This is a genomic window from Aureimonas altamirensis, assembly GCF_001463885.1.
Classification (GTDB): domain Bacteria; phylum Pseudomonadota; class Alphaproteobacteria; order Rhizobiales; family Rhizobiaceae; genus Aureimonas; species Aureimonas altamirensis.
The window spans coordinates 141,684-165,974 of record NZ_BBWQ01000012.1 but is presented as its reverse complement, the minus strand read 5'-3'; the positions used below and the strand labels follow the sequence as shown (position 1 = coordinate 165,974).

25 protein-coding genes and 1 pseudogene are annotated in these 24,291 nt (G+C 63.6%); 15 read left to right on the top strand and 11 right to left on the bottom strand.

Annotated elements, in window-relative coordinates; all coding sequences use genetic code 11:
* Positions 1-30: 30 nt before the first annotated feature.
* The 7 genes from AUL31_RS10850 to AUL31_RS10820 all read left to right on the top strand — a co-directional run bounded on the left by AUL31_RS10850 (position 31) and on the right by AUL31_RS10820 (position 7,715).
* Complete coding sequence (locus AUL31_RS10850; RefSeq protein WP_060605883.1) at positions 31-975, top strand: LysR family transcriptional regulator; 945 nt, start codon at positions 31-33, stop codon at positions 973-975.
* 138 nt (positions 976-1,113) lie between these two features.
* On the top strand, positions 1,114-2,679 hold the full coding sequence (locus AUL31_RS10845; protein WP_244489379.1) for an ABC transporter substrate-binding protein: 1,566 nt from the start codon (positions 1,114-1,116) through the stop codon (positions 2,677-2,679).
* An 81-nt stretch (positions 2,680-2,760) separates the two neighbouring features.
* The gene (locus tag AUL31_RS10840; protein ID WP_060605876.1) at positions 2,761-3,732 is read left to right on the top strand and encodes an ABC transporter permease; all 972 of its coding nucleotides are present in this window, start codon (positions 2,761-2,763) and stop codon (positions 3,730-3,732) included.
* A 5-nt stretch (positions 3,733-3,737) separates the two neighbouring features.
* The gene (locus tag AUL31_RS10835; protein ID WP_060605872.1) at positions 3,738-4,637 is read left to right on the top strand and encodes an ABC transporter permease; all 900 of its coding nucleotides are present in this window, start codon (positions 3,738-3,740) and stop codon (positions 4,635-4,637) included.
* A complete protein-coding gene (locus AUL31_RS10830) occupies positions 4,634-5,611 on the top strand; it encodes an ABC transporter ATP-binding protein (protein WP_060605869.1) in 978 nt (325 codons plus the stop codon). Before AUL31_RS10835 ends, AUL31_RS10830 begins: the two co-directional genes overlap by 4 nt.
* A complete protein-coding gene (locus AUL31_RS10825) occupies positions 5,608-6,597 on the top strand; it encodes an ABC transporter ATP-binding protein (protein ID WP_060605866.1) in 990 nt (329 codons plus the stop codon). The genes AUL31_RS10830 and AUL31_RS10825 overlap by 4 nt, the downstream gene beginning before the upstream one ends.
* 44 nt (positions 6,598-6,641) lie before the next feature.
* Positions 6,642-7,715 (top strand): serine hydrolase domain-containing protein, encoded by a 1,074-nt coding sequence (locus tag AUL31_RS10820; RefSeq protein ID WP_060605862.1) that lies wholly within the window; start codon positions 6,642-6,644, stop codon positions 7,713-7,715.
* On the opposite strand, the gene AUL31_RS10815 is transcribed toward AUL31_RS10820, so the two are convergent.
* From AUL31_RS10815 to AUL31_RS10805, 3 genes are all read right to left on the bottom strand, one after another.
* On the bottom strand, positions 7,641-8,675 hold the full coding sequence (locus tag AUL31_RS10815; RefSeq protein WP_073469108.1) for a LysR family transcriptional regulator: 1,035 nt from the start codon (positions 8,673-8,675) through the stop codon (positions 7,641-7,643). The two genes, AUL31_RS10820 and AUL31_RS10815, sit on opposite strands and share 75 nt — an antisense overlap.
* A 152-nt stretch (positions 8,676-8,827) precedes the next feature.
* Positions 8,828-9,145 carry a hypothetical protein gene (locus tag AUL31_RS10810; RefSeq protein ID WP_060605856.1) on the bottom strand — a complete coding sequence of 106 codons (318 nt, stop codon included), beginning with the start codon at positions 9,143-9,145 and terminating at the stop codon, positions 8,828-8,830.
* Positions 9,146-9,581: 436 nt separating this feature from the next.
* Positions 9,582-10,049: a GreA/GreB family elongation factor gene (locus AUL31_RS10805; RefSeq protein WP_060605854.1), complete on the bottom strand. Its 468-nt coding sequence runs from the start codon at positions 10,047-10,049 to the stop codon at positions 9,582-9,584.
* Between the two features lie 232 nt (positions 10,050-10,281).
* Here AUL31_RS10805 and AUL31_RS10800 point away from each other — a divergent pair, with 232 nt between their 5' ends.
* Entirely contained in the window at positions 10,282-10,494 is a 213-nt protein-coding gene (locus AUL31_RS10800) for a DUF4287 domain-containing protein (protein WP_060606114.1), read from the top strand.
* Between the two features lie 7 nt (positions 10,495-10,501).
* Here AUL31_RS10800 and AUL31_RS10795 read toward each other — a convergent pair whose 3' ends face one another.
* From AUL31_RS10795 to AUL31_RS10785, 3 genes are all read right to left on the bottom strand, one after another.
* Complete coding sequence (locus tag AUL31_RS10795) at positions 10,502-10,927, bottom strand: type II toxin-antitoxin system VapC family toxin (protein ID WP_060605851.1); 426 nt, start codon at positions 10,925-10,927, stop codon at positions 10,502-10,504.
* Entirely contained in the window at positions 10,927-11,169 is a 243-nt protein-coding gene (locus tag AUL31_RS10790) for a type II toxin-antitoxin system Phd/YefM family antitoxin (protein WP_060605848.1), read from the bottom strand. The genes AUL31_RS10795 and AUL31_RS10790 overlap by 1 nt, the downstream gene beginning before the upstream one ends.
* An 82-nt stretch (positions 11,170-11,251) precedes the next feature.
* On the bottom strand, positions 11,252-12,244 hold the full coding sequence (locus AUL31_RS10785) for an MBL fold metallo-hydrolase (RefSeq protein WP_060605845.1): 993 nt from the start codon (positions 12,242-12,244) through the stop codon (positions 11,252-11,254).
* A gap of 102 nt (positions 12,245-12,346) precedes the next feature.
* On the opposite strand from AUL31_RS10785, the gene AUL31_RS10780 reads away from it, so the two are divergent.
* The gene (locus tag AUL31_RS10780) at positions 12,347-13,252 is read left to right on the top strand and encodes a LysR family transcriptional regulator (protein ID WP_060605842.1); all 906 of its coding nucleotides are present in this window, start codon (positions 12,347-12,349) and stop codon (positions 13,250-13,252) included.
* A gap of 12 nt (positions 13,253-13,264) precedes the next feature.
* Here AUL31_RS10780 and AUL31_RS10775 read toward each other — a convergent pair whose 3' ends face one another.
* Positions 13,265-13,810 carry a lipocalin-like domain-containing protein gene (locus AUL31_RS10775; RefSeq protein ID WP_306302613.1) on the bottom strand — a complete coding sequence of 182 codons (546 nt, stop codon included), beginning with the start codon at positions 13,808-13,810 and terminating at the stop codon, positions 13,265-13,267.
* Positions 13,807-14,640 carry an SDR family oxidoreductase gene (locus AUL31_RS10770; protein WP_060605839.1) on the bottom strand — a complete coding sequence of 278 codons (834 nt, stop codon included), beginning with the start codon at positions 14,638-14,640 and terminating at the stop codon, positions 13,807-13,809. The genes AUL31_RS10775 and AUL31_RS10770 overlap by 4 nt, the downstream gene beginning before the upstream one ends.
* Before the next feature lie 95 nt (positions 14,641-14,735).
* On the opposite strand from AUL31_RS10770, the gene AUL31_RS10765 reads away from it, so the two are divergent.
* Positions 14,736-15,644, top strand: coding sequence for a LysR family transcriptional regulator (locus AUL31_RS10765; protein ID WP_060605836.1), 909 nt, complete (start codon positions 14,736-14,738; stop codon positions 15,642-15,644).
* 3 nt (positions 15,645-15,647) lie between these two features.
* On the opposite strand, the gene AUL31_RS10760 is transcribed toward AUL31_RS10765, so the two are convergent.
* The 3 genes from AUL31_RS10760 to AUL31_RS10750 all read right to left on the bottom strand — a co-directional run bounded on the left by AUL31_RS10760 (position 15,648) and on the right by AUL31_RS10750 (position 17,738).
* Positions 15,648-15,983, bottom strand: a complete 336-nt coding sequence (locus AUL31_RS10760) for an Atu4866 domain-containing protein (protein ID WP_073469110.1) — start codon at positions 15,981-15,983, stop codon at positions 15,648-15,650.
* Positions 15,984-16,086: 103 nt separating this feature from the next.
* On the bottom strand, positions 16,087-16,638 hold the full coding sequence (locus tag AUL31_RS10755) for a nuclear transport factor 2 family protein (RefSeq protein ID WP_060605833.1): 552 nt from the start codon (positions 16,636-16,638) through the stop codon (positions 16,087-16,089).
* Between the two features lie 41 nt (positions 16,639-16,679).
* Positions 16,680-17,738, bottom strand: a complete 1,059-nt coding sequence (locus tag AUL31_RS10750; protein ID WP_060605830.1) for an aldo/keto reductase — start codon at positions 17,736-17,738, stop codon at positions 16,680-16,682.
* 98 nt (positions 17,739-17,836) lie between these two features.
* Here AUL31_RS10750 and AUL31_RS10745 point away from each other — a divergent pair, with 98 nt between their 5' ends.
* The 5 genes and pseudogenes from AUL31_RS10745 to AUL31_RS10730 all read left to right on the top strand — a co-directional run bounded on the left by AUL31_RS10745 (position 17,837) and on the right by AUL31_RS10730 (position 24,289).
* A complete protein-coding gene (locus AUL31_RS10745) occupies positions 17,837-18,727 on the top strand; it encodes a LysR family transcriptional regulator (protein ID WP_060605827.1) in 891 nt (296 codons plus the stop codon).
* Between the two features lie 446 nt (positions 18,728-19,173).
* Positions 19,174-19,446, top strand: a pseudogene (locus AUL31_RS20875) (BapA/Bap/LapF family prefix-like domain-containing protein); the annotation flags it as partial.
* Positions 19,447-19,633: 187 nt separating this feature from the next.
* Entirely contained in the window at positions 19,634-20,746 is a 1,113-nt protein-coding gene (locus AUL31_RS20700; RefSeq protein ID WP_060605825.1) for a hypothetical protein, read from the top strand.
* Positions 20,692-22,755: an Ig-like domain-containing protein gene (locus AUL31_RS20695; RefSeq protein WP_060605822.1), complete on the top strand. Its 2,064-nt coding sequence runs from the start codon at positions 20,692-20,694 to the stop codon at positions 22,753-22,755. Before AUL31_RS20700 ends, AUL31_RS20695 begins: the two co-directional genes overlap by 55 nt.
* Positions 22,756-22,840: 85 nt before the next feature.
* Positions 22,841-24,289, top strand: coding sequence for a TolC family protein (locus tag AUL31_RS10730; RefSeq protein ID WP_244489378.1), 1,449 nt, complete (start codon positions 22,841-22,843; stop codon positions 24,287-24,289).
* Positions 24,290-24,291: the final 2 nt, after the last annotated feature.

Below are 24,291 nucleotides of genomic sequence, written 5' to 3'. Positions count from 1 at the left end.
AAATGCAAAGATTTGCCGGACTATTTCGTTATGAGCATCAATTGCGACGTTCTCGATTTGCGTGCTTTCCTGACGGTCGTGGAGCTGGAAGGCTTCCACAAAGCCGCGGATGCGCTGAACCTGTCACAGCCGGCGCTCACGCGCCGTATCCAGAAACTGGAGGCGGCCGTCGGGGCCTCGCTCCTGGAAAGAACGACGCGCCGGGTTGCTCCGACGGCCGTCGGGCGCGAACTCGTACCTCTGGTGCGCCGAATGCTGGACGAGTTCGACCAATCACTCTTCTCCATTCGCGAGCTGGGCGAGCGTCAATCGGCCGTCGTTACCATCGCCTGTCTTCCAACAGCGGCCTTCTACTTTCTGCCGCGCGTCATCAAGCGCTTCAATGCGCAGTTCCCGCAGATCCGGTTCAGGATACTGGACCTCAGCGCCAATGACGGTCTGGCCAGCGTCGCACGCGGGGAGGTCGAGTTCGGGATCACCCTTTCCGCATCTTCGGATCCGAATCTTCAATTCACGCCGCTTATGGAAGACCCCTTCGTGCTGGCCTGCCGCAAGGACCATCCACTCGCGGCGACCACGGGTCCGCTCCGCTGGTCCGAACTCGAAGGGCACCGGCTGATTACCGTCGGCCGCACGAGCGGCAACCGCACCTTGCTCGACGCAGCGCTGGCACGCTCCAACCTGCGCCTTCAATGGTTCTACGAGGTGACGCACCTGTCCACCTCCCTCGGGCTGGTGGAGGCGGGGCTTGGCGTATCCGTATTACCCAGTCTCGCAACACCGCAGGACGAACATCCCTATTTGACCACGCGCCCCCTGATAGAGCCGGAAGTTTCCCGCTCCATCGGCGTCGTCCGGCGCCGGCAAAGCCGCCTGTCGCCTGCGGCGGGACATTTCCTGGAGATGTTGCTCGGCGAATGGCAGGAGGCAGCCCCCATCGCCACGGCAGGCCGTACGCCGCAGCAGTCCGCCTAGAGTTATTCATCCTGTGCATCGACGTTGATAAAAATATTCATTGGCCGGATGCGACCTCGATTTGTAACGGTTCCATGACGTCGCCGATGCCGGCGATAGGCATGGGGCACCGCGCTCCAACGTTCAGGGGAGATGACCTTGCGTCTGCATTCCGGATTCATTGCCGCAATCGCGGCAGCCTGCCTGTCGGTACCAGCCACTGCTGCCGACCTGACGATTGGCCTTGCCGGCTCTGTCACATCGATCGACCCGCATTTCTACAATGCGTCCCCCAATAACAGCATTGCGATGCAGATCTTCGACCGGCTGACCGAGCGAACCGCTTCCGGACAGCTCGTCCCCGGCCTTGCGGAAAGCTGGGAGCCGGTCGGTGAACGTCAGTGGCGGTTCAAGCTGCGCCCGGGTGTCACCTGGCATGACGGGGTCGCGTTTACGGCGGACGATGTCGTCTTCACCTTCGCCCGCGCGCGCAATGTTCCCAACAGTCCCGGCGGCTTCGGCGGCTTCCTGCGCAACATCGAGACGGTCGAGGCCGAAGACGACCTGACGGTCCTCCTGTCCACGCATCAGCCCACGCCGACCTTGCCGGGGGAAGTCGCCAACATAGCCATCGTTTCCCGGCATGTCGGCGATGGAGCCGACACGGCGGACTACAATTCGGGCAAGGCGGCGGTCGGCACCGGCGCATTCCGCTATTCCAGCTTCCGGCAGGGCGACCAGGTGGTCCTGGAGCGCAATCCCGACTGGTGGCACGGCGAGGTCGCCTGGGACCGTGCGACCTACCGGATGATCGGCAACAACAGTTCGCGCACGACGGCCATCCTGGCGCGGGACGTGGACATCATCGATGTTCCTGCGGCTACCGATATCGAGCGGTTCAAGGCCGAAGACGGATTGGTCTTCGCTTCCACTCCAGGACTTCGGGTGATCTACCTGGCGCCGACAGTGTCGGGCGACGGCTGGAAACCATTCGTTTCGGGCCCCAATGGCGAAACCCTCGACGTGAATCCCTTGACCGATCCAAGGGTGCGCAAGGCATTGTCGATCGCCATCAACCGGCAGGGCATCGCGGAGCGGATCATGGGGGGCACGGCGACGGCGACCGGTCAGTGGCTGCCCGAAGGTACCTATTCCTGGAATGCCGAAATCGATGTGCCGCAGACGGACCCTGCAGCCGCGAAGGCGCTGCTGGCAGAGGCCGGCTATCCGGACGGTTTCCGGCTTACCATCCATGTTCCGAACGACCGGTACCCCAACGCACCGGCCGTCGTTCAGGCCATCGCCCAGATGTGGTCCCGGATCGGTGTGGCCACTCGCATCGAAGCGCTCCCCTGGACGACGTTTTCGTCCCGCAAGAAGGATGTCGCGATCAAGCTCCTGGGGCTCGGCAACGCGACCTACGATGCAAGCTCCATGCTGGTGAACGTGATCGGTACCGACGATCCCGAACGCGGGCTCGGTGCGTCCAACGATAGCGGCTATTCGAACGCGGACCTCGACGCGCTGGTAGCCCGCGCACAGAGCCTTACCGACGAGAACGCGCGCGAAGCCGCCCTGAAGGAGGCTGTAACGGTTGCGCTCGACGATACGGCCATCATCCCGCTCTATCTGCAGAGCAACGCGTGGGTGATGCGCAAGGGAATCTCCTACGAGCCTCGCATCGACGAACGAACGCTCGCGAAAGACGTCACGGCCGCACAGTAAGCAAAACCGGATGCAACGTCCGCGCCGAGCCGGTGACAACCGACCCGGCACCGGCGCGGCTGCGGAACGATCGGTAGACCCATGACCATCTGGATCATACAGCGTGCCCTGCAGGCGGTTCTCGTCGCCCTGGCAATGGCGCTCATCCTGTTCCTCGGTTTGCACATGATCGGCAGTCCGATCGAAACGTTGCTGCCGATGGAAGCCACGCATGAAGAGCGGCTGCGCCTGATCGCCGATCTCGGTCTGGATCGGCCGCTGTACGAGCAGTTCTTCCTGTTCCTCAAGGGCCTCGTCCAGGGAAACCTCGGCATCAGCTACGTCTACAAGGAGCCGGCCGTCGAGCTGATCCTGTCGCGCCTGCCGGCTACGCTGGAACTGGCCCTTGCCGCCGTGCTCCTGTCGGTCGTGATCGGACTGCCGCTTGGCCTCGTCGCCGGCTGGAAGCCGCACGGCGTGCTTGCGCGCAGCATCATGGCAGGCTCGATCCTGGGCTTCAGCCTCCCGGTCTTCTGGATCGGCATCCTCCTGATCATGATCTTCAGCGTCTATACAGGCTGGCTCCCAAGCTCCGGCCGGGGCGAGACGCGCGTGGTCTTCGGCATCGGCTGGTCGTTCCTGACACTGGACGGTCTGCGGCATATGATCCTGCCGGCGCTGAGCCTGTCGCTGTTCAACATCGCCATGGTCACGCGGCTGACCGAAGCCGGGGTGCGGGAGGCCGTGTCCAGCGACTATGTCCGCTTCGCACGGGCAAAGGGCCTGTCGCCGCGGCGCATCCTGTCGGTGCATGTCTTGAAAAACGTCATGATCCCGGTGGTGACGGTCGTCGGGCTCGACATCGGCCAGACCATTGCCTTCTCGGTCGTGACGGAGACGATCTTCTCCTGGCCCGGCATCGGCAAGGTCATCATCGACAGCATCGGCGCGCTCGATCGACCGGTCATCGTCGCCTACCTGATGCTGGTCGTCGTCATGTTCGTGTTCATCAACTTCCTGGTGGACGTCACCTATCGGCTGCTGGATCCCCGCATCCGGCTGCAAGGGGAGTGAGGGCCATGAGCGCCGCATCACCCGCACGACCGGCACGGTTCGGCCTCGGCTTTTTAAAGGCCTTCTGTCGCTCGCCGCTTGCGACACTGGGCCTCGTCCTGACGCTCGGCATCGTTCTGGCAGCCATCTGCGCCCCGCTTCTGGCGGCCCAGGACCCGTACGATCTCATGCAGATCGACTTCATGGATGGGCGCATGGCGCCCGGAACCCAGTCCATGACCGGCTTCACCTTCCATCTCGGTTCGGACGACCAGGGGAGGGACCTCCTGTCAGCCATCCTTTACGGGTTGCGCATCAGTCTCTTCGTCGGGCTGGGCTCGGCTGCGCTGGCCTTCGTGATCGGCACCGTCTTCGGCCTGTTCGCAGCCTATGTCGGCGGTCGTACCGAGACGCTGATGATGCGGATCGTCGACCTGCAGCTGTCCTTCCCGACCATATTGTGCGCGCTGCTGATCCTCGCGCTTCTCGGCAAGAGCCTGACCAATGTGGTCCTGGCCATCGTCATCGTGGAATGGGCGACCTATGCCCGCACGGCCCGCAGTTCCGCGCTGACGCAGATGCGCCGGGAATATGTCGAGGCGGCACGCCTTCTGCAGATGCCGCACAGGCATATCGTCTTCCGGCAGTTGCTGCCCAACTGCCTGCCGCCGCTGATGGTGCTTCTGACCATACAGGTAGCGCGCGCCATAACCCTGGAGGCGACGCTGAGCTTCCTCGGCCTCGGCGTCCCGGTTACGGAGCCCTCGCTCGGCCTGCTGATCGCCAACGGGTTCGAGTTCCTCCTGTCGGGCGTCTACTGGATCAGCCTCTTTCCCGGCATCACGCTGGTCGTCACCATCTTTGCCATCAATCTGGTCGGTGACCGGCTCCGCCAGATGCTCGACCCGAGGGGTGCGCAACGATGACGCCCGCCATGCTGGATGTCCGCAACCTGACGACCGAACTCGTCGGACCCGACAACTCCATCCGCCTCATCGACGATGTGAACCTGCGCCTGGATGCCGGGGAGATCATGGGCCTGGTGGGCGAGTCCGGTTCCGGCAAGTCCTTGACCGGACTGTCCATCATGGGCCTTCTGGATCCCCCGGTCCGCGTTGCCGACAGCCAGATCCTCTTCAAGGGAGAGGACCTGCGCCGGATGGATGACGAACGGCTGCGGCGGATCCGGGGCGATCGCATCGCCATGATCTTTCAGGATCCGATGTCGACGCTGAACCCGGTCCTGCGCATCGACACGCAGATGATCGAGACCATCAAGGCGCACGAAAAGATCAGTACCGCGGCGGCCCGCGTGCGCGCGCGGGATGCGCTGGGCAAGGTGGGCATTCCCAGTCCGGACGAGCGCCTGAAGGCATATCCGCACCAGTTCTCCGGCGGCATGCGCCAACGCGTCGCCATTGCCATAGCGCTGCTGATGTCGCCCGACCTGATCATTGCCGACGAGCCGACGACGGCGCTGGACGTTACCATCCAGGCGCAGATCCTGTCGGTGGTCCAGAAACTCGCCCGCGAAAACGGGACGGCCCTCATCTGGATCACGCATGATCTGTCCGTGGTGGCCGGCCTCGCGGACCGCCTGTCCGTCATGTATGCGGGCCGTATCGTGGAAAGCGGACGCACCGACGACGTCCTGCGCCAGCCCATGCATCCCTATACGCGGGGCCTCATCGCCAGCCTGCCATCCCGCAATCGGCGCGGCATGCTGCTGAATCAGATCCCGGGCACCACGCCGCCCATAGCCGATCTGCCGGCGGGTTGCGCCTTCAGGCCGCGCTGCCCTTCGGCAACCGGGATGTGCCTGGCCCATCCGCGGCTGGAAACCGTCGCCGGTCGGGACGTGCGGTGCTTCCACCCTAGCCTGGAAGGTATCGGGGCATGAATGCGCGTCTGGATGTCGATCACGTCAGCAAGCTCTTCACCCGCAAGCCCGGCATGATCGAGCGCGCCGCCGAAGCGATGCACGTCAAGAAGCCCAGCCCGGTGGTCCATGCGCTGGACGATGTGAGCCTGTCGGTGCCGGAAGGATCGGTACTCGGCATCGTCGGAGAATCCGGCTGCGGAAAATCCACGCTCGGCCGGGTCATGGCCGGGCTTCTGGACCCGTCCATGGGGACGGTGCGCCTGCGCGGCAAGCCGGTCGACGCCTTGTCCACCGCCGAGCGCGCCCGGGAGCGTCTGCGCGTGCAGATGATTTTCCAGGATCCATCCTCATCGCTCAACCCGCGCCAGCGGCTGGCCGATATCATCGGTGCCGCCCCGCTCCATCATGGAATGACAGACCGTCGGCGCCTTGCGGACTACGTCACCGAGCAGATGACACGCGCCGGGCTCGACCCGGCTATGCGCGATCGCTTTCCGCACCAGCTCAGCGGCGGACAGCGGCAGAGGGTGGGTATAGCGCGTGCGCTGGCGGTGCAGCCGGAAGTGCTGATCTGCGATGAATCCGTGGCGGCGCTGGATGTGTCCATCCAGGCGCAGATCATCAATCTCTTTCTCGGCCTGAGGGAAAGCCTGGACCTTACATACGTCTTCATCAGCCATGACCTGTCGGTGGTGGAGCATATCTCGGACAGGGTTGCCGTCATGTATCTGGGACGGGTTGTGGAGGAGGCGTCGGTCGAAGACCTCTTCGCCAATGCCGCCCACCCTTATACGCAGGCCCTGCTGGCGGAGCGTCCCAGCATAGCGCCCGGGCGCCGCAGCTACCACACGATCAAGGGCGAAATTCCAAGTCCCGTCGCCCCGCCGCCCGGCTGCCATTTCCACCCGCGCTGTCCGGTCGCCTTCGATCGGTGCCAGGTGGAACGCCCCGTCTTACGCAGCATCGGTGCAAGCCATACGAGCGCCTGCCACCTGAACGGGTAGGGCGCGCTTGCGTCGCGAACATCAGACCATCGGAAGGAACTAACATGTCGGCAACGGTAACCCGCGCGTCCGCACGCCCGGACCATGTCCCCGGAAACGACTGGCGCAAGGTTCAGCGCCCGGAAGCGTTCGGCATCACGCCCGCCGTCGCTTGTTCCATCGACGCCGCACTCGACGCCATCCCCGCAACGTCCTTCATGGCCGTGACGGGTGGGGACCTGCTGTACACCTATGGCGATATCGCCAATGTCAGCTACCTCGCCTCGACCCGCAAGAGCATCCTGTCCATGCTGATGGGCAAGCCGGTCACCGAAGGTACGATCGATCTCGACCTGACGATGGAACAGCTCGGCATCGAGGAGGAGGGGGGCCTTCTGCCGATCGAAAGGCGCGCTCGCCTGCGCGATCTCCTGGTCAGCTGCTCCGGAGTTTACCACGAGCCGGGAAGCCCCGGCAGCAACATGCGCAATATTCCCGAGCGCGGCTCGAAGGAGCCCGGCAGCTACTTCCACTACAATAACTGGGACTTCAACGTTCTCGGCGCGGCCTTCGAGAAACTGACCGGGCGCAGCGTCTTCGACGCCTTTGCGGCCGAGTTCGCCGGGCCGTTGCAAATGCAGGATTTCGACCGATCACGCCAGCGCATGCTCGGCTATGCCGGCACATCGCGTTATCTTGCCTATCATTTCTTCCTGTCGGCGCGCGACATGGCCCGTCTCGGCCTGCTGATGGCGCGGGACGGCATCTGGAACGGGCAGGAGATCGTACCGCCCACATGGGTCCGGGACAGTACCGCCATCCGCGTACCGGAAGCGGCGATGAACGAAAGCCGGAAATCGCGCATCGCCGGGTACAGCTATCTCTGGTGGGTACCGAAAGTCAGCGAGAACGAGCCGGAATGGCAGGATGCCTTCATCGCCGCCGGCCATTTCGGGCAGTTCATCCTTGTGATGCCGGCCATCGACATGGTGTTCGTTTGCCGGCGGGCAATCACCGATGCCGAGGCGCTCGGGCGCAATGACGGCAGTTTCCGAACGGAACTCTCATCGGTGACCATGGAGCAGTTCCTGGACGTCGTCGATCTTGTCCTTGCGGCCCGCCGCCGCGCCGCCGGTTGATCCACCGTCCTCGGTGGAGAAGCATTCGGTGATCTGACGACGAAGCCAAAGGCTTGCCGGGTCCAACTCGTTCTCGGCAAGCCAGATCATGCTGGTTGATTGCTGTTCCGAACCGAAGGGGAAATCGAGAAGCAGGAGATCGTGGGACGCCTCGAACAGGCGGGCGACGCTTTCGGGCATGATGGCAATCAGATCGCTCTGCGCGACAACGGCGACTGCGGCCGAAAAATGCGGCACGACCGCAACCACGTTGCGCTCCCGGCCCAAGGCGTCGAGGCGCTCGTCTATCCAGCCGCGACGGCTCGGCGCCGATGTCACCTTCACATGGCCGAGCTGCAGGAAGGTCTCCATCGTCAGCTGGCCGCCGGCGGCGGGGTTGTTCGCCGCCATGATGCAGACCCGCCGCTCGTTGAAGAGCGGCGAACATCTGTAGCGAGCCGGAAAGCTGTCGGCCGTCATGACCGCCACGTCGATCGTTCCGTCGTCCAGGTAACCCTGCACAAGGGACTGGAAACTGCGGCCATTGGACTGAACAGTGCGGGGCATGTGGATGACTTCGACCACGAACTGCTCCGATTGTGCCTGCATCCGCTGTATGAGCCGCGGAATAAGGACGACCGAGAAGTAATCGTTCATGCCGATGCGGAAGGTGCGCCGCGAGCGCGCCGGATCGAACTGGCGCCGTGACAGGACGACGGCTTCCGTCTCCTCGATGATCCGCTTCACCGTCGGATAGATTTCGGCGCAGAAGCTCGTCATGGCAAAGCCCGTCGCGGTCCGCACGAAGAGCTTGTCTCCGGTGAGCGCCCGCAGGCGCTTGAGCGCGTGGCTCATGGCCGGCTGCGACAGGCCGACGAAATCGCCCGCCTGCGTCATGTTACCCTTTTGAGCAAGCACGAAGAGAACCTTCAACAGGTTGAGGTCTACCGAACTCAACGCGAACCGCTTCCTGTCGCTCATCGTAAAAAACAAACCTGTCTATAATCCTGCCGTTCCGAATGTAGAACGTCACAGGCGACCAAGTCGACACGGCACTGGTCGGGGGCTTGCTGGAAATGTCGGCCCTATCAGCAGTCGGACCGTCAGTTTACCGTCGCGGGCTGCACCATGCGCTACTCGGTGCTCACGAGCACGAGGTCCGCATAGTATGCCTCCTCCGCAACGTTATTCGGCACACAGCGCAAGCGCGCGCCATTGTCGACAATCTCACCCTCGAACTTGATGAGATATTCGCGCTCGGCAGGACCAACCTCCAACTCGTACACCAGCTTCGAGAAGCCACTTACTCCGGCTGGTGTACGGCTTAGCTGACCGGAAAAGACCTGCCCTTCGGATTGACCATAGATGCGTGTTCCCACGACAATAGCGGTCCCGACAGCATCGCGCCTGTCGCTGGGGCCGGTCGAGTAGAGATACAATCCATCGCGCATAGCTTTTCTCACGTTACGTTTGCGCCGCTAAAGGTCCGGCGCACGTAAGCTAAACTCGAATCCTCCCTCGATGGTTCTGCTTTGCACAACACCTTTGCGCTGCAGGATCTCGAAAGTCCTGATCGATCGGATCTGGTTTGGAAGACCAATCCAGCGGCTATCTTCGCGTGTTATCGTGACCGGCCCAGCCGTAAGAGTGGCGACCGCAGCGCTTTCGATTTTTGAAAGTTTCATAATGCCAAAAAATCTGAGTTGAAAACGCAATAACGGTTCACATCAGGTTTTGTTCACATCCTGGTCCTGCCAGGACGCCGCGTGTCAGCCCCTCATATGTCGGACGCTAACCTCGATTCAGGCAACCCGACGCCAGTCGGTCAGAGCCATTCATATGCGGCGACACGGATACTCTTAGCTGGCTGAAGTTGTTCAGCTCATGTCAGCAGAGGATCGAAACGATCTCGGCCTCACCCGCACCGGCGCGGACGGTTTCCCCTTCTTCCCTGCCGACGAGTTGGCGCGCCAGCGGCGACAGGTAGGAGATCAGCCCCTTTCCGGGATCGGCTTCGTCGATGCCGACAATGCGAAAGACCTGAATTTGACCGCCGGGGCGCCGGATCGTAACGGCGTGCCCGAACTGGACGAGATCGCTGTCTTCTCGGGGGATCACGACTTCGGCCGTCGAGCGACGGGCGCGCCAATAGCGCAGGTCGCGCCGGATCATGGCAACGGCGATCTTGTTGCCCGCGGATTGAGCCTCCTCCAATTGCGCCTGGCCGGCCTCGATGGCCTCGTCCAGCATCGCAAGGCCACGCACCGTAACGAAGTTCGGGTCGGTGCCGAGGTCGCGTTCCGGCAGGCTTTCGACCTGATCTTCGTTCGGCTCTTTCACGAACGCCACGCTCATTGCCTGATCCTCTCCGTACTGCCCATCCGGTTACGCTGCCCTGGCCCATTATATAGGTAGAAACCATGCGGATCAGCAGTGGGAATGGACATCGGGCGCCGATCACTTGTTCCGGGACGCGTCCGCCCGAGACGCTGTTGTCGATCCTGATCGTCACGACATGGCAGGCCTTGCGCCGGGTTTGCCCGAAGCTGAGAATGGAAGGCTAAACTCAATGCGTGGAGGAATGGAAATGGCCGACAATGTCGTCAAAGGACCGGCTTCATACTTTCCCTCTATTGAAAAGAAGTACGGGCGTCCGATCTCGGAGTGGCAAGAGCTGGTGCGGCAGCACCAACCCGCAAAGCACATGGAACTCGTTGCTATGCTGAAGAACGACCATGGCTTCGGTCACGGGCATGCCAACGCTGTGGTCGCCTACGTGCTCGCTTCGCAGCAGGCATAGTCAGGGATCATGCCAGCAACTGCGCCGGGACGCCGAAAACCGGACCGGCGTCGGCAAGCCGCTGGTCAAGCGTATGCACTGTAGCGCCATGCTCCGACGCAACGGCAAGATGCAGAACATCACCGGCACGGAGTCCAAGTGCGTGCTGATCGGCAAACCTTGCCGCCGCGCGGAACTGACTCCCTGTTACGGTCAGCATGGTGAAGCTTTCGACAACCAGCTTGTTGAACATGGCAAGCGCCGCCGCACGCTGCTCAAGCGTGATCTGCCCGGTTCGCAGTTTGATCGCCATGGCGGACGACATCTCGGTGACGGTCCAGTCGCTGATCAGAAGCAGGGCCGGGTCCTGTTCAGCCAGCCAGGCCTGAACACGCGGCGTCATGGCTTCGTTGGAGAGCGCCGCAACAACCAGCGACGTGTCGAGGTACAGCATCAGTAGCGGTCGCCATCCCGCATTGACCGTACCAAATCGGCGGCAGTGCGGGACTGCGGCGGCATCGCTGCCGTCAGCGACTGAAGCAGTACAGCATCGATAGGCTTGCGCGGCTTGACCACGGCTGTGAGCCGCGCGACCAGCTTGCCGCGACGGGCGATGTCGATCGAATCCCCCGCTTCGACCCGGTCTACCAATTCGCTCAGATGAGCTTTGGCGTCTGCCAGATTGACCGCACCCATGTTCCGCTCCTGACCATGTAGATGGTCATATAGCCTGTCCAGCGTCGAAATTCCAGCAGGAGGTTTGCGCATTCACTAAACATCAGAACTGCCAATTGGCGGGCACGAAGACGTAGGCGCCATCGGTCTTGAGCAGCCGACCGAGCCCGGGGAACGGGAAGTGGAAGCCGAGCACGAGTGCGCGATCGGCCGCGGCCCGGTCGAAGATGCGCCGGCGCGACGCAAGGGCCGTCTCCTTGTCGCGGTCCGGGCCCGGCACCCATGGCCTGTCCACGTTGACGACCGGGTGGTAGGCAAGGTCTGCCGTCAGCAGCAGTTGGTCATTGCCGGAATGGACCAGAAACGTCGCCATGCCCGGCGTGTGGCCCGCCGCGACGATCGTCGTAAGGCCGGGCACGATCTCGGCGCCGGCTTCATAGAGCGTCAGATCGTCTTCCACCGGCACGAGGCTGCTCTTGATGGCTGCCGCGAAACGCTCGCGGAACCCCTGCGGGACGGGCATGTAGGAAAGGTCGGGATCGGTCCGGACGAAGAAGTCCCAATCCGCCCTCGGAACGAAGACAGTGGCGCGGGGGAAGGCCTTGCCGCCATCCGCCGTTCTGAGATTGCCCACATGGTCGGGGTGGGTATGAGAGATGACGATGGCGTCGATATCGGCAGGACCGAGCCCGATTGCCGCCAGATTCTCGAAGATGCGTCCGCCATTCGGCCCCATCGTCTTGCCTGCGCCCGCCTCGATCAGAATTCGCCGCCCGCCGGTTTCGATCAGCAACGTATTGAGGTTCAGCGCCATGTGGTCGGTGGGAAGAAACGCGTTCCGCAGCACCGCTTCCAGCTCTGCCTCGGGCGCATCGCTTGCGTAGACGCGCGGCGGGCCGCCGATGACGCCGTCGCTGAGGACGGTTGCCTGGATGTCGCCGACACGGAAACGGTAGCAGCCGGAATTGCCGGTGAGCGAGGGTGTGGCCTCGGCCATCGCGCCGCCGGGCCCGCCAATGGCGGGCACGACCGCGCTCGATACGCCTGCGACGGCGGACAGCATGATGGCACGTCGGTTGAGGGTGAAGGCACTCATCGGTTTGACCCTTTTGGCTTGGCACGTGCCGCGACCATGACATGCGGGAATACAGCCGATAAGATGCGCAATCGTGATCAGCTTGATTAGAAGATCTTCGCAATGAATGCCGTTCGGCTCGACAGCTTCGATGTATTCGTCTCGATTGTCCGCTGCGGCGGTTTCCGCGCGGCGGCGCTGGAGCGCGGCGTGTCTTCGTCGGCTCTAAGCCAGACGATGAATGCCCTGGAAGAGGCGCTTGGAATTCGGCTGCTCAATCGTACGACACGGAGCGTGTCGCCCACCGAAGCGGGACAGCGTCTTCTCGAGCGCCTGGCACCGGCGCTGAGCGACATCCGCCTTGCTGTCGCAGAGATCGACGAGCTGCGGGATACGCCATCGGGAACGCTGCGGATCAACGCACCGGCACCGGCGGTGGATCATATCCTTTGCCCGCTGGCGCTCGACTTCATGGATGCCTATCCCAAAGTGAACATCGAAATCGTCAGCGATGCGGCGGTGATCGACATCGTGGAACAGGGCTTCGACGCCGGCGTCAGATTCGGCAGGCAACTGGCGCAGGACATGATCGCGTTGCCGCTTGGCCCGCCTCTTCGCTATGCGATCGTCGCTTCACCGCTCTACATCGAGGGGCACGGTCAACCGTGGGTGCCGCACGATCTTGTCGGCCATGAGTGCATCAAGCGCAGATTTCCCGGGGGCACCCTGGTCAACTGGCAGTTTGCCAAAGGCGGCGAAGACATCGAGGTTACTCCCACGGGCCGCCTGACGGTAAGCTCGGCCCACAACGAGCTGCAGGCGGCGCTGGCCGGCAGGGGCATTGCCCATATCTTCGACGACTATGCCAAACCCCACATCCGGGATGGCAGGCTTGTCGAGCTGCTGCCCGATTGGAGCCCGACATTGCCGCACTGGTTTCTGTACTACCCAAGCCGGCGCCTTCCAAGCGCGACCATGCGGGCGTTTCTGGACCATGTCAGGCGCTACGATAGGACAACCCGCCCGTAACGGCGCCACGGTCTATCTGACGCGCTGCCACTCGATGCTGATTTGCGTGCCTTCGGGTCGCCTGAAATGTTCGGTCATGCGATCACCTTCCACAACCATCCTCAGATCATCCCGGGTCCGAACGCTCCCGACCCAATTGGGAAAGGTCGATCCTTCGACGCGGTTTCCGCTGAAGTCGCCTCTGTCATCGACGGTGTAGCGACCGAAAAATCCGATACTGCTGGATACGGCCATGCGGTTCTCTTCGCTTGTTCCTTCTCCACGGGTACCGGAGGCGAAGCGGGGTGTATCGGCATCGGTGATGACCGCCGAAAAGTGCATATCCGGCGTAAAGACGAGAAGGCCGCTGGGGTTGTTTCCATAGGCGGGAATGTTCTGTCCGCCGGGATCGATTGTCGCCGACACCAACCTCCAGGTTCCCACCACCTGATTTTCGCCGACGGTCTGCGCGAGAGCAGGCGACAGGAACATGCCCAGAGCGAGCGCCATTGCGACCGGTCGGATGGGCATGGTGCTTCCCCTCAGAAAGTCGGCGTGCACGCCGTTGACGCTGGTCATCGGCCCTGCCGATCGGCCGAGTGCGCCAATGCCTGCTGTGCCTGAATGGCCGTCAGGCGCTTCTGAAGCGCCTGTGAGATCGAGGAATAGGCCGTGCTGCCGAGCGTCAGGCGCAAGGGCGGCGCATCGCTTTCGGCAGCCGAGATCATCGCGGCCACGGTCCGGGCCGCATCGCCCTTGATCTCGAAGCTTCCGTCGCTGAAAGCACGGCGAATGGCGCCGGCAGGGGTTTCCTTGTAGGCAGCCATGGGCTCTGCCAGGTCGAGGCTGGCGCCGAAATTCGTGCCCGTCGGGCCAGGCTCGGCGATGATGAAGTCGATGCCGAAGGAAGCCACTTCCTGCGCAACGGATTCGACGAAGCCTTCGATGCCCCATTTGGTCGCGTGATAGAGGCTGAAGCCCGGATAAGCGATCTGTCCGCCCTCGGAAGACACCTGGACGATCCGCCCGCCGCCCTGCCGTCTCAAGTGCGGCAGCACCGCCCGGATCAGATGGATCGATCCGGCAAGGTTGGTTGCGATCTGCCGGTCGATCTGCGCCGTCGTGATCTCTTCGGCAGCCCCGAACAGGCCATAACCGGCATTACTGACGATCACGTCTATCCGGTCATGTCGCTTGAAGGCATCGTCGACCGCAGAAATGATGCTGTCCGGATCGACCAGGTCGAGTTGGACGACATGCAGGCGGGCCGGGTTATCCCGGCCGAGCTGCGCCAGGGCATCGGGACGGCGCGCCGTCGCGATCACCGTGTGACCTTCAGCAAGAAGCTGCTGCGCCATCTCAAGGCCGAGACCCGAAGTAGCGCCGGTAATGAGCCATGTCTTGGTCATGCGAACTCCTGTTTTGTGTGCCTCCAAATGTAAAGCCGCACCATTCGTGATATAAGTCGGTCAATATGGGATGATGTGGTGAGGATTATTCACGAATGGATCGCCCGAGCCTGAACGATCTGGCGGCGTTTGCCGCCGTGGCCAGCCACCGGAGTTTTCGTCGGGCGGCCGATGTCATTGGCGTTTCGCGCTCCGCGCTCAGCCACGCGATCATCGGCCTCGAGGGAAAGCTGGGCGTGCGGCTTTTCAACCGCACGACGCGAAGCGTATCGCTTACCCAGGCCGGGGCAAACCTGCTCGCGCGCCTCGACCCGGTCCTTCAGGATCTGGACCGGGCGCTCGATTCGCTCTCGGAGGAGCGCGGAACCCCCAGTGGTCCACTGCGGATCAATGCGAACAAGAGCGGCGCCGCTATCCTGCTTGCAGGCATCGTGCCGCGCTTTCTGGATATCTACCCCGATGTCGAGCTCGACCTGGTGTCGGAGGGGCGGCTCATCGATATCGTGGATCAGGGTTTCGATGCCGGCGTGCGCCTGCTGGAGGCGGTGCCGCGAGACATGGTTGCGGTGAAATTCGGAGGCGACGTCCGTTTCATAACCGTGGCCGCGCCGTCCTATCTGCAGGGCAAGCCGACACCGAAGACGCCCGACGATCTCAATGCGCATCGCTGCATCCGTCAGCGCCTACCCAGCGGGAAGCGTTATCGTTGGGAGTTCGCCAGACGCGGTGCCGAAATCGCGATCGACGTGCCCGGCAATCTTACCCTCGACGACAATGACCTTCTTGTGCAGGCGGCGGCGGCCGGAAGCGGTATTGCCTATGTGCCAGAGCATTTCGCCCGGCCGCTTCTGGACGCGGGTCGACTTGTGAGCGTTCTGGAAGACTGGTGCCCGCCGATACCCGGCCTGGCGCTCTACTACCCGCGCAGCCGGCACGTCCCATCGCCGCTCCGGGCCTTTATCGACCTGTTGAAGCAGTGGAACGGCGCCGGCGCCGCAGTATAACCATCAGGGCTGGGCGACGGGCTCCGCGCGCCGGCGCAATATCATGCCGCCGTGATGCAGCGTATCGATGTCCACGAAGTCGCCATCGGCGGTGAAGCCGGTGTCGTCCCAATATTCGATATGCGTACCGGCCACTTCATAGCGCCCTTCATAGGCGCGCTCACGCGTGCCCCGCGCCTCGATATAGCGGCCATTGGGCAGGAGTTCGTGGCGGACACGACCGTCGTCGGTGACCCACATTCCGGCATAGGGATGGTTGGTCGGCAAAACAGGCTCCTCCGCTTGTACGGATTGGCTCAAGAGGGTTGCGGTCATCAGGGCAGCGAATGTGTGTCGCATGATGGCTCCCGGGATATCGATGGTGGGTGTCGGCTACGAAGGTTTCCGCGGTCGGCTGCCCCGCACGATGCGCGGAACGGCCGTGGCAGGTGCGGCTTTGAGGCTATTGCGCGCGCGGCTCGTTGTTCTGGACGACCTGGTCGTAGGCTACGAGATCCAGGAACGCCTCGGCCTCGATGACAAGGCCGTCCTTCATCCGGAACATCCAGAGAAACTGGTTGCGGTAGGGTGCGCCCGATGTCGTCGTCGCCGAACCGTCGAAGCGGATCAGGACCGTGTCGCCGACGGCATAGATGTTGCGGACCTCGGGTACGACAGGACTTGCCAGCCGGCTGGTCAGCGGTCGGGACGCACGTTCGACGAAGTCGTCCTGGCTGCGATAGGTGCCCGCGACAGGGCCGGAGCCATGGATCGTCCAGACGACATCGGGGGCGAGAAGCGCCGCAAAAACATAGGTGCCTTCGCGCCATGTCTCGAATGCCTCGTGGACGATTGCCTTGTTCCGCTGCTCTATGGCGGTTTCATGGGTCTCGGCGCCTGGGTCGGACGCTGTGATCTCGGCATGAGCGGGTGCGATGACGGCCAGGAATGCCGCGGCGATGAACAGCGCGCGGCCGGCGCCTGTGCGGCGGGAGCGTGATGAGAGCATGGTCATGGGATCGTTCCTTTCGTCGGTATGTTGAAGGCGGTGGGTTTTCAGGCGCGGCGGGCCACGGAGGCCCCGCCGAAGATGAGCTGCTCGACCAGCGGGCGCTTCACGAAGCGGGCCGGGAAGATTGGGTCGGGCTCGCTGACCCGGTTCAGGCGATCGAGCTGTTCCGGTGACAGCGCCACGTCGAGAGCGCCGAGATTCTCCTGTGCCTGGGCAAGGGTGCGGGCGCCCATGACGGGCGATACGACCGTCGGGTTGGCGAGCGTCCATGCCAGCGCGATCTGGGACGGTGTCGACCCGACCTCTTCGGCCACGGCGCGCACCTCCTGCGCGATCTCGATCGAGCGCTCGGTAAGATGTCCGGATGAGGCGATGACGCCCTTGCGGCTGGCAGATACCGCTGCCTCGCGTGAATCCTCGACGTCCGCCCTGGTGTATTTGCCGGCCAGCACGCCGCCGCCCAAAGGCGACCACGGCAGCACGCCGAGCCCCATTGCCGCGGCCATCGGCATGAGATCATGCTCGACGGACCGCTCCACGAGGCTGTATTCGATCTGAAGCGCGACGAAGGGCGACCATCCGCGCATATCGGCAAGGGTCTGCATTTCGGCGATCCGCCAGGCGGGCGCATTGCAGATGCCGGGATAGAGGATCTTGCCGGACCGGACGAGGTCGTCCAGCGCCCGCATCACTTCATCCGGCCGGGCCGTCATGTCCCACGCATGGACGTAGAACAGATCGATCCGGTCGGTGCCGAGCTGCCTCAGGCTTTGTTCGACGGACCGCACCATGTTGAGGCGGTGATTGCCGCCGGAATTGGGGTTGCCGGGGTCGCGGGCCATGGTGAACTTCGTCGCAAGCACGACCCGCTCCCGCTTGTCGCCGATGAACGCACCGAGGAAGCGTTCGGAAGCCCCGTTTGTGTAGTTCACGGCGGTATCGATGAAATTCCCGCCATGGTCGATGTAGAGATCGAAGATGCGGCGGGCCTCGTCACTGTCCGCGCCCCAGCCCCAGTCCGATCCGAACGTCATGGTGCCAAGGCTCAACGGAGAAACACGCAGGCCCGAGCGTCCGAGTAGTCTGTAGTCAGCAAGCGTCATCTTTTGGCTACCTCCAATTCGATGACCGGAAGCTAGCGACCGCCTTATGAGCGAACAACTTGCCCAATCGTAACTACATTGGTAACGTGCGGTTACCAATGGCTATCGACCTCACCGGGATTTCCGTTTTTCTGGCTGTCGCAGAGATGCGGAGCTTTCGCGCGGCCGCCGAGCATCTGGGCGTGACGCGGCCGGCTGTCAGCCAGACCATCCGCCGCCTGGAAGATCGCCTCGGCGTCGCACTGGTTCAGCGAACCACGCGCAGCGTCCGCCTGACCGAGGCCGGCGAGCAGCTCTATCAACGCGTGGCGCCGGCCATTGCCGAGGTGGGGCTGGCCCTGGACGCTGCGGCGGATCGGGACAGTGCGCCAAGCGGACTTCTACGGCTGGCGGTATCCTCGATTGCGGAACGGTTCATCTCGGGACCGCTGCTGGCCGGCTTCGCGGACGCCTATCCGGCCGTTCAGATCGACGTGACAGTCACGGACGAGGAGTTCGACATCGTGGCGGAGGGCTATGATGCCGGGGTGCGGCTCGGTGAGGTGATCGACCAGGACATGATCGCCGTCCCGGTCTCGGGAGAGCAGCGCCAGACGGTGGTCGCCGCGCCTGCCTATATCGAGCGCTTCGGCAAGCCTTCCCATCCGTCCGAACTGGCGCGGCATCGCTGCATCGGCTGGCGCCCCGCGCCGCAGACGGCGCCGTACCGTTGGGAGTTCGGTGAAGACGGCCGCGAGTACGATGTCGCTGTCGATCCCGAGATCACCACAAACGACATGTGGCTGATGATCCGCACGGCCTGTGCGGGAGGCGGCATCACCTTCGGCATGGAGGAGACCTTCAGGCCCTATGTCGCCTCCGGCCAGTTGGTGCCCCTTCTCGAAGACTATTGTCCGCCTTTCGGGGGCTTTTACCTGTATTTCCCAAACCGTCGAAATCTGGCCCCGAAGCTGCGAGCTTTGGTCGATTACGTCAGGCGATGGCGGTAGCGGGTGCCTTCGTCAGGTTGCGTTCTGGAGCCGGCTTCGCCCGAAGCGCTTTTGCGCAGAGGCGAACACACTCCAGTCTGATCTTCGACCAAATTTCGTTGCCGTCTTGACAAATTTTGGTCACAGCTTTGCGACCTCGTCATGCAAGCTGATTGACTCATATGCAACCGTATGTACCTAATATGAGTGCGATTGGCCAATCGTTCTCTACCACTTTGGATGGGTGCATCGCCCTCGGGCGAGACGCGGCTTAACTCCGTATGCCTGTCTGAAAGCTAAACGCGGCACCCGCTTCGACCCCGGTCGACTGCGGCGCCGTTGACTGGATCGCCGTCGTCCGACGGTGCCCGACCTTTAGACTTCAGATCCGCGCGCCACCGGGACGTATTCGTCACCGGCCTATCCCGGCGCGCTCGGCTTACAACGCTAGCTGCGAGAGAACGCGAATGTCCGCCGTCGTCACCGATAAGCAAACAGGCTCCGCACGAAATGTCGCCGGAGACACCGTCGTCCTTTCCGGGGCAAGTGTCATCACGGTTCAGGCGTCACCGGAGGATATCGCCAGCTATCAGCGCAGCGGCGACGATCTGGTGCTTCGTTTTCAGGACGGACGGATTTTCCGGATCGTCAATTTCTACGTCGCAGGTGAGGGGGCGACGGAAAACGACCTCGTGCTGCAGGACGGGAATGGCACTCTCTGGGCGGGCCAGCATGGCGACGGCCTCGCCGACTTCAGTTTCGCCGAGATCCAGAACGTCGACCAGTTGATCGGCGCCGATGGCGGTAACTTCGCTCCGGTGCTCATCGGTTTGGGAGCCGCCGGTGCCGGTATCGCCCTGGCGGCGAGCAGCGGGTCCAGCAATCGTGACGACGCGGATGCAGACGCCGACGCGGATGCCGATGTAGATGCTGACGCCGATGCTGACGCAGACGCAGACGCTGATGCGGACGCAGACGCCGACGCGGATGCCGACGCTGATGCCGATGCAGACGCCGACGCCGACGCTGATGCTGACGCAGATGCAGATGCAGATGCCGACGCGGATGCTGACGCAGATGCAGATGCAGATGCCGACGCGGATGCCGACGCGGATGCTGATGCTGATGCCGATGCTGACGCCGACGCTGATGCAGACGCGGATGCAGACGCTGACGCGGATGCAGACGCCGACGCTGATGCCGACGCTGACGCAGACGCGGATGCTGACGCCGACGCCGACGCCGACGCAGACGCGGATGCTGACGCCGACGCCGACGCAGACGCCGATGCAGACGCCGATGCAGATGCGGACGCCGACGCTGATGCCGACGCAGACGCAGACGCAGACGCAGACGCGGATGCTGACGCAGATGCAGATGCAGATGCAGACGCTGACGCTGACGCGGATGCAGACGCCGACGCTGATGCCGACGCAGACGCAGACGCGGATGCTGACGCAGATGCAGATGCAGACGCTGACGCTGACGCGGATGCAGACGCTGACGCCGATGCTGATGCAGACGCCGACGCGGATGCTGACGCTGACGCCGATGCCGACGCCGACGCTGATGCTGACGCGGATGCAGACGCTGACGCGGATGCCGACGCCGACGCCGACGCCGACGCGGATGCTGACGCGGACGCTGATGCTGATGCCGACGCAGACGCAGACGCTGATGCAGACGCAGACGCTGATGCCGACGCGGATGCTGACGCCGATGCGGATGCTGACGCCGACGCCGATGCGGATGCTGACGCTGATGCCGACGCTGACGCTGATGCCGATGCAGACGCGGATGCAGACGCCGACGCTGACGCTGACGCTGATGCAGATGCAGATGACGACGTTTCGGCCGGGGACGATGTCGTCTCGATCGACCTCGGAGTCCGTCAGTCCATTCCCCAGGAGACGCTGTCCGACAGCAATCTGCAGCTCCTTGGTCTGCTCGACGACGGCACGACGACCAACGGGATCAATTTCACGGTGGCGGACGGCACGCAGGGCGATGTCCGCATCACCGTCAGCCAGTCGGCGCTGATCGCCGTTGCAGACGCCTTCTATGTCGAGGTGCTGGATGCGCAGGGCAACAGCGTCTACGTGGCGACGGCAAGCAACGATCCGCTGATCGGCGATGCCGCCGGACTGCGCGTTCTTGGTGCGACGGGCGACAATTCGCTCGTGGCGACCATTCCGGGGCTTGCCCCCGGCGATTACACCATCGTCGTGCGCAAGGGTGAGAGCGCCCTCGGTACGTTGCTCGACGCCGACGGCAACGGCGTCTCCCTGTCCGAACTCGGCCAGGGTGGGGTGGTCCTGGGCGCCGACAATCAGGCACTCGTATTGAACGCGGTCGAGACCACGCTCAATGGGGAGCTCCTGCCGGGCATCGGCTTGCCGCTCGGCACCGTCGTGCGGAACATCCTGGAGCCGATCCTCGGCGTCACGACCGACATCGGTGCCGGAGACCTCGTCGGCATCGTCTCCAACGCCCTGAACTCACTCGGCCTGTCGCAATTCGTGGATGGGGTGCTCGGCGCGCTTTCGCAAGCGCTGCTGAGCAACACGCTGTCGCTCATCCAGGATACTTCCGTCACGGTCGATGTGGTCGAGCACGGCTTCTCGACGCCGCCCGCGCCGGCTTCGGGCAATGTGATCGATCCCGACGGCGATGTGGACGGCGAACCCGGCGAGGACATCGTCACCGAGGGAACGGTGGTCTCGCAGGTGACCTTCGGTACGGGCGAACCCGTCCTCGTCGGGCCGGAAGGCGCGGTGATCGAAGGCGCGCACGGCTCCCTGGAGATATTTCCCGACGGAAGCTACACCTATACGCCGAACGGGCAGATTTCCTCGGTCGGCCAGAGCGACGTCTTCACCTATACGATCACCGACGGCACGCTGACCTCCGAGGCGTCGCTGACGATCAATATCGATGGCGCGCGGCTGACCGACGATACGGTCGAAGCCGGCATCGAATATGAATACGTAACCGAGCCGGGCATCGCGATCCCCAATGCGGTCAATTATAGCTGGACGGGCGTCATCGCGGGCGTACCCGCTTTTCCCTCCGGCAATCTCACCTCGGCTCCGATCACCGTCGCGGCGGGGACGACCCAGGATCTGACCCTGAACGTGTCGGTCGGCGCGCTTGCTTCTCTCGGCTCCGGGGTGACGGTCTTCGTGGAGGTGCTCCAGAACGGCACCTGGACCCAGTACGGCCAGTTCGGCGGGGGACAGTTGCTGAGCCTCTTGGGCAGCGGCGGCACGGGGGAAATCTCGGTCCTGGATGTGCCGGCCGGCACCTACCGGGTCCGCGGCGAGCTGTCCTTCAGCCTCGTCAGCGTCGCCGGCAACGTCACGATCGGTGTGGAGAGCACCATCACCAACCTGAACGACTTCGAGCAGGGCGACGTCTTCGGCGTTTCGGGTAATCTGTACGAGAACGATCTCCTGGCCGGCGTGGAGCCCAGCGGCCTTGCCATCTCGGCGGATGGCGCCGCCTTCCAGACAATCCCGACCGGAGCTTCCCTGTCGATTGCAGGGGAATTCGGATCGCTCCTCGTCAACGCGGACGGCACATATACTTACACGCCGGATGGCCGCGCGGAGATTGGCAGCTCCGTCGACACCTTCGTGTACCAGGCGAATGTGGACGGCGTGATCCATACGGCTACGCTGACGGTCAATGTCAGCGGCAGCGTGCAGGGCGCGGCGCCGCCGGTTGCCACGCTGGACCTGCAGATGGTCGACGACGACGTCGTGCCGCTCGGCGCATTCGCCGAAGAGGGCGATGCGGATGCAGATGTCGATGGCGATACCGATGTCGGGCAACTGGACGACGACATCGCGCTGGACCTGGGAGAAGACAGCGAGATCGCCCTGTTTGCCGATGATGCCTTCGACGCGGACGCGGAGGCAGATGCCGGGGCCGGGCCATCGGCCGAAGGCTCTCTCGCGCTGAACGACATGCTGCCGGCCGAGCAGGCCGAGGCCTTCCTGACGACCGATCCACTCACGGAGGACGAACGCACCACCGGCATCGCCTGATGCTCCGATAACGACGTCCGCCGCCGATCGGCGGCGGACGATGGACAAGTTGCAACTCGGGGCGGACCGAGAGAACGGCAGGTTCATGATTCCAATCGACCGTGCCTGGCAGTTGGGCGTTTCCATCATCATGATGGTCGCCCTTGCGGGATGCCAGACGCCGGCGGATCCGCTGGGGTTCGGCGTCGTTTCCCATGACGGGTCGAAGCAGGCGCCGGCGGTGCCGGCTGGTGCCCGTTCCACAGCGACAGCACCACGGACGACGGGCCGATCCCCCGGGGCGTCGTCCGTGCGGGGCATGACGCTGGAGGGGGCGGTCGACCGCGTCGTGGCCTATCACCCGGCCGTCGACGAAGGAATCGGGCGGGTCCGCGAGGCGGACGAGCGTATCCGCAGCGCCCAGGCAGCCTATTACCCCAGCATCGATGCGGGCGTGAATTCCGGTTATCAGAACACCGGCAGCCGGGGCTGGCAGCCACGGTTCGAGGTTACGGTCGAGCAACTCCTCTACGACTTCGGCAAGGCGTCGAGTTCGGTGCAAAGCGAGGTTGCGGGCGAGAAGGTCAGCGAGGCGCAGCTTCTCGGTATCATCGACATGCTGGCACGCGATGCGGCCGGTGCCGTTATCGAGGTTCAGCGGTATCGCATGCTGACCCGGTTGTCGCAGGAGCAACTGGACGGCGTCCGGACGATTGCGGCGCTGGTGCAGGACCGGACCGACAGCGGGGCAAGCACCATGTCCGACCGGGTGCAGGCCGACGCCCGCGTCCAGTCCGCCGAGGCCACCCTGTTCCAGAACGAGTCGGAGTATGACCGATGGCGCGCCGCCCTGGCGGCGATGGTCGGCGCCAACGCCGCCGAAGTGGATCCGGTGGATACCGTTCCGTCCTGGTTCATGCAGTCCTGCAGCGTGCGCCAGCCGGACTGGACGAAAGTGCCTGCCATTCTGGAGGCCGGTGCGCGCAAGGAGGTGGCGAGCGCACAGTTGGACGGCAGCCAGGCGGAGTTCTACCCCACCATTTCGCTTCAGGCGACCAGCGCCTACCACCTCTACTCGCGTGACGACGCGCTGCAGGACGACAACCAGGATCTCGATTATTTCGTCGGCGTGAAGGCATCGTCCAGCCTCTACAACGGGGGACGCACAAGCGCGCGCCGGCGGGCGGCCGCCCATGCGAAGGATTCGGCGGATGCGTCCATGCGGGCGGCACGGCTTGAAACGCAGCGCGCGTTGCAGGAAGCCGGCAGCCGGATCGGCACGCTGAACAGCCTGTCGAATGCTTTGGCCGCGCGCTCCGATATGATGGCGACGACGCGCGATCTCTACCGCGAACAATATCTGTCGCTCGGGACGCGCACGCTCCTCGATCTTCTGAACGCCGAGCAGGAGCTTCACGAAGCCCGCTTCCAGATGGCGACGACGACCCATGATATCCGCCGCCTCAACCTGGACTGCCTCTACAGTTCGGGGCTGATGCGCCAGCGTTTCGCCGTCGACCCGAGCCGGCTTCGTGCCGCGGCCAGGGGAGGGTGATC

Bases quoted from the DNA above. Each gene is read 5' to 3' on its own strand.
- AUL31_RS10850 (WP_060605883.1), top strand. From the start codon at position 31: ATGAGCATCAATTGCGACGTTCTCGATTTGCGTGCTTTCCTGACGGTC.
- AUL31_RS10840 (WP_060605876.1), top strand. From the start codon at position 2,761: ATGACCATCTGGATCATACAGCGTGCCCTGCAGGCGGTTCTCGTCGCC.
- AUL31_RS10835 (WP_060605872.1), top strand. From the start codon at position 3,738: ATGAGCGCCGCATCACCCGCACGACCGGCACGGTTCGGCCTCGGCTTT.
- AUL31_RS10830 (WP_060605869.1), top strand. From the start codon at position 4,634: ATGACGCCCGCCATGCTGGATGTCCGCAACCTGACGACCGAACTCGTC.
- AUL31_RS10825 (WP_060605866.1), top strand. From the start codon at position 5,608: ATGAATGCGCGTCTGGATGTCGATCACGTCAGCAAGCTCTTCACCCGC.
- AUL31_RS10820 (WP_060605862.1), top strand. From the start codon at position 6,642: ATGTCGGCAACGGTAACCCGCGCGTCCGCACGCCCGGACCATGTCCCC.
- AUL31_RS10815 (WP_073469108.1), bottom strand. From the start codon at position 8,675: ATGAGCGACAGGAAGCGGTTCGCGTTGAGTTCGGTAGACCTCAACCTG.
- AUL31_RS10810 (WP_060605856.1), bottom strand. From the start codon at position 9,145: ATGCGCGATGGATTGTATCTCTACTCGACCGGCCCCAGCGACAGGCGC.
- AUL31_RS10805 (WP_060605854.1), bottom strand. From the start codon at position 10,049: ATGAGCGTGGCGTTCGTGAAAGAGCCGAACGAAGATCAGGTCGAAAGC.
- AUL31_RS10800 (WP_060606114.1), top strand. From the start codon at position 10,282: ATGGCCGACAATGTCGTCAAAGGACCGGCTTCATACTTTCCCTCTATT.
- AUL31_RS10795 (WP_060605851.1), bottom strand. From the start codon at position 10,927: ATGCTGTACCTCGACACGTCGCTGGTTGTTGCGGCGCTCTCCAACGAA.
- AUL31_RS10790 (WP_060605848.1), bottom strand. From the start codon at position 11,169: ATGGGTGCGGTCAATCTGGCAGACGCCAAAGCTCATCTGAGCGAATTG.
- AUL31_RS10785 (WP_060605845.1), bottom strand. From the start codon at position 12,244: ATGAGTGCCTTCACCCTCAACCGACGTGCCATCATGCTGTCCGCCGTC.
- AUL31_RS10780 (WP_060605842.1), top strand. From the start codon at position 12,347: ATGAATGCCGTTCGGCTCGACAGCTTCGATGTATTCGTCTCGATTGTC.
- AUL31_RS10775 (WP_306302613.1), bottom strand. From the start codon at position 13,810: ATGACCAGCGTCAACGGCGTGCACGCCGACTTTCTGAGGGGAAGCACC.
- AUL31_RS10770 (WP_060605839.1), bottom strand. From the start codon at position 14,640: ATGACCAAGACATGGCTCATTACCGGCGCTACTTCGGGTCTCGGCCTT.
- AUL31_RS10765 (WP_060605836.1), top strand. From the start codon at position 14,736: ATGGATCGCCCGAGCCTGAACGATCTGGCGGCGTTTGCCGCCGTGGCC.
- AUL31_RS10760 (WP_073469110.1), bottom strand. From the start codon at position 15,983: ATGCGACACACATTCGCTGCCCTGATGACCGCAACCCTCTTGAGCCAA.
- AUL31_RS10755 (WP_060605833.1), bottom strand. From the start codon at position 16,638: ATGACCATGCTCTCATCACGCTCCCGCCGCACAGGCGCCGGCCGCGCG.
- AUL31_RS10750 (WP_060605830.1), bottom strand. From the start codon at position 17,738: ATGACGCTTGCTGACTACAGACTACTCGGACGCTCGGGCCTGCGTGTT.
- AUL31_RS10745 (WP_060605827.1), top strand. From the start codon at position 17,837: ATGGCTATCGACCTCACCGGGATTTCCGTTTTTCTGGCTGTCGCAGAG.
- AUL31_RS20700 (WP_060605825.1), top strand. From the start codon at position 19,634: ATGCTGACGCCGATGCTGACGCAGACGCAGACGCTGATGCGGACGCAG.
- AUL31_RS10730 (WP_244489378.1), top strand. From the start codon at position 22,841: ATGATTCCAATCGACCGTGCCTGGCAGTTGGGCGTTTCCATCATCATG.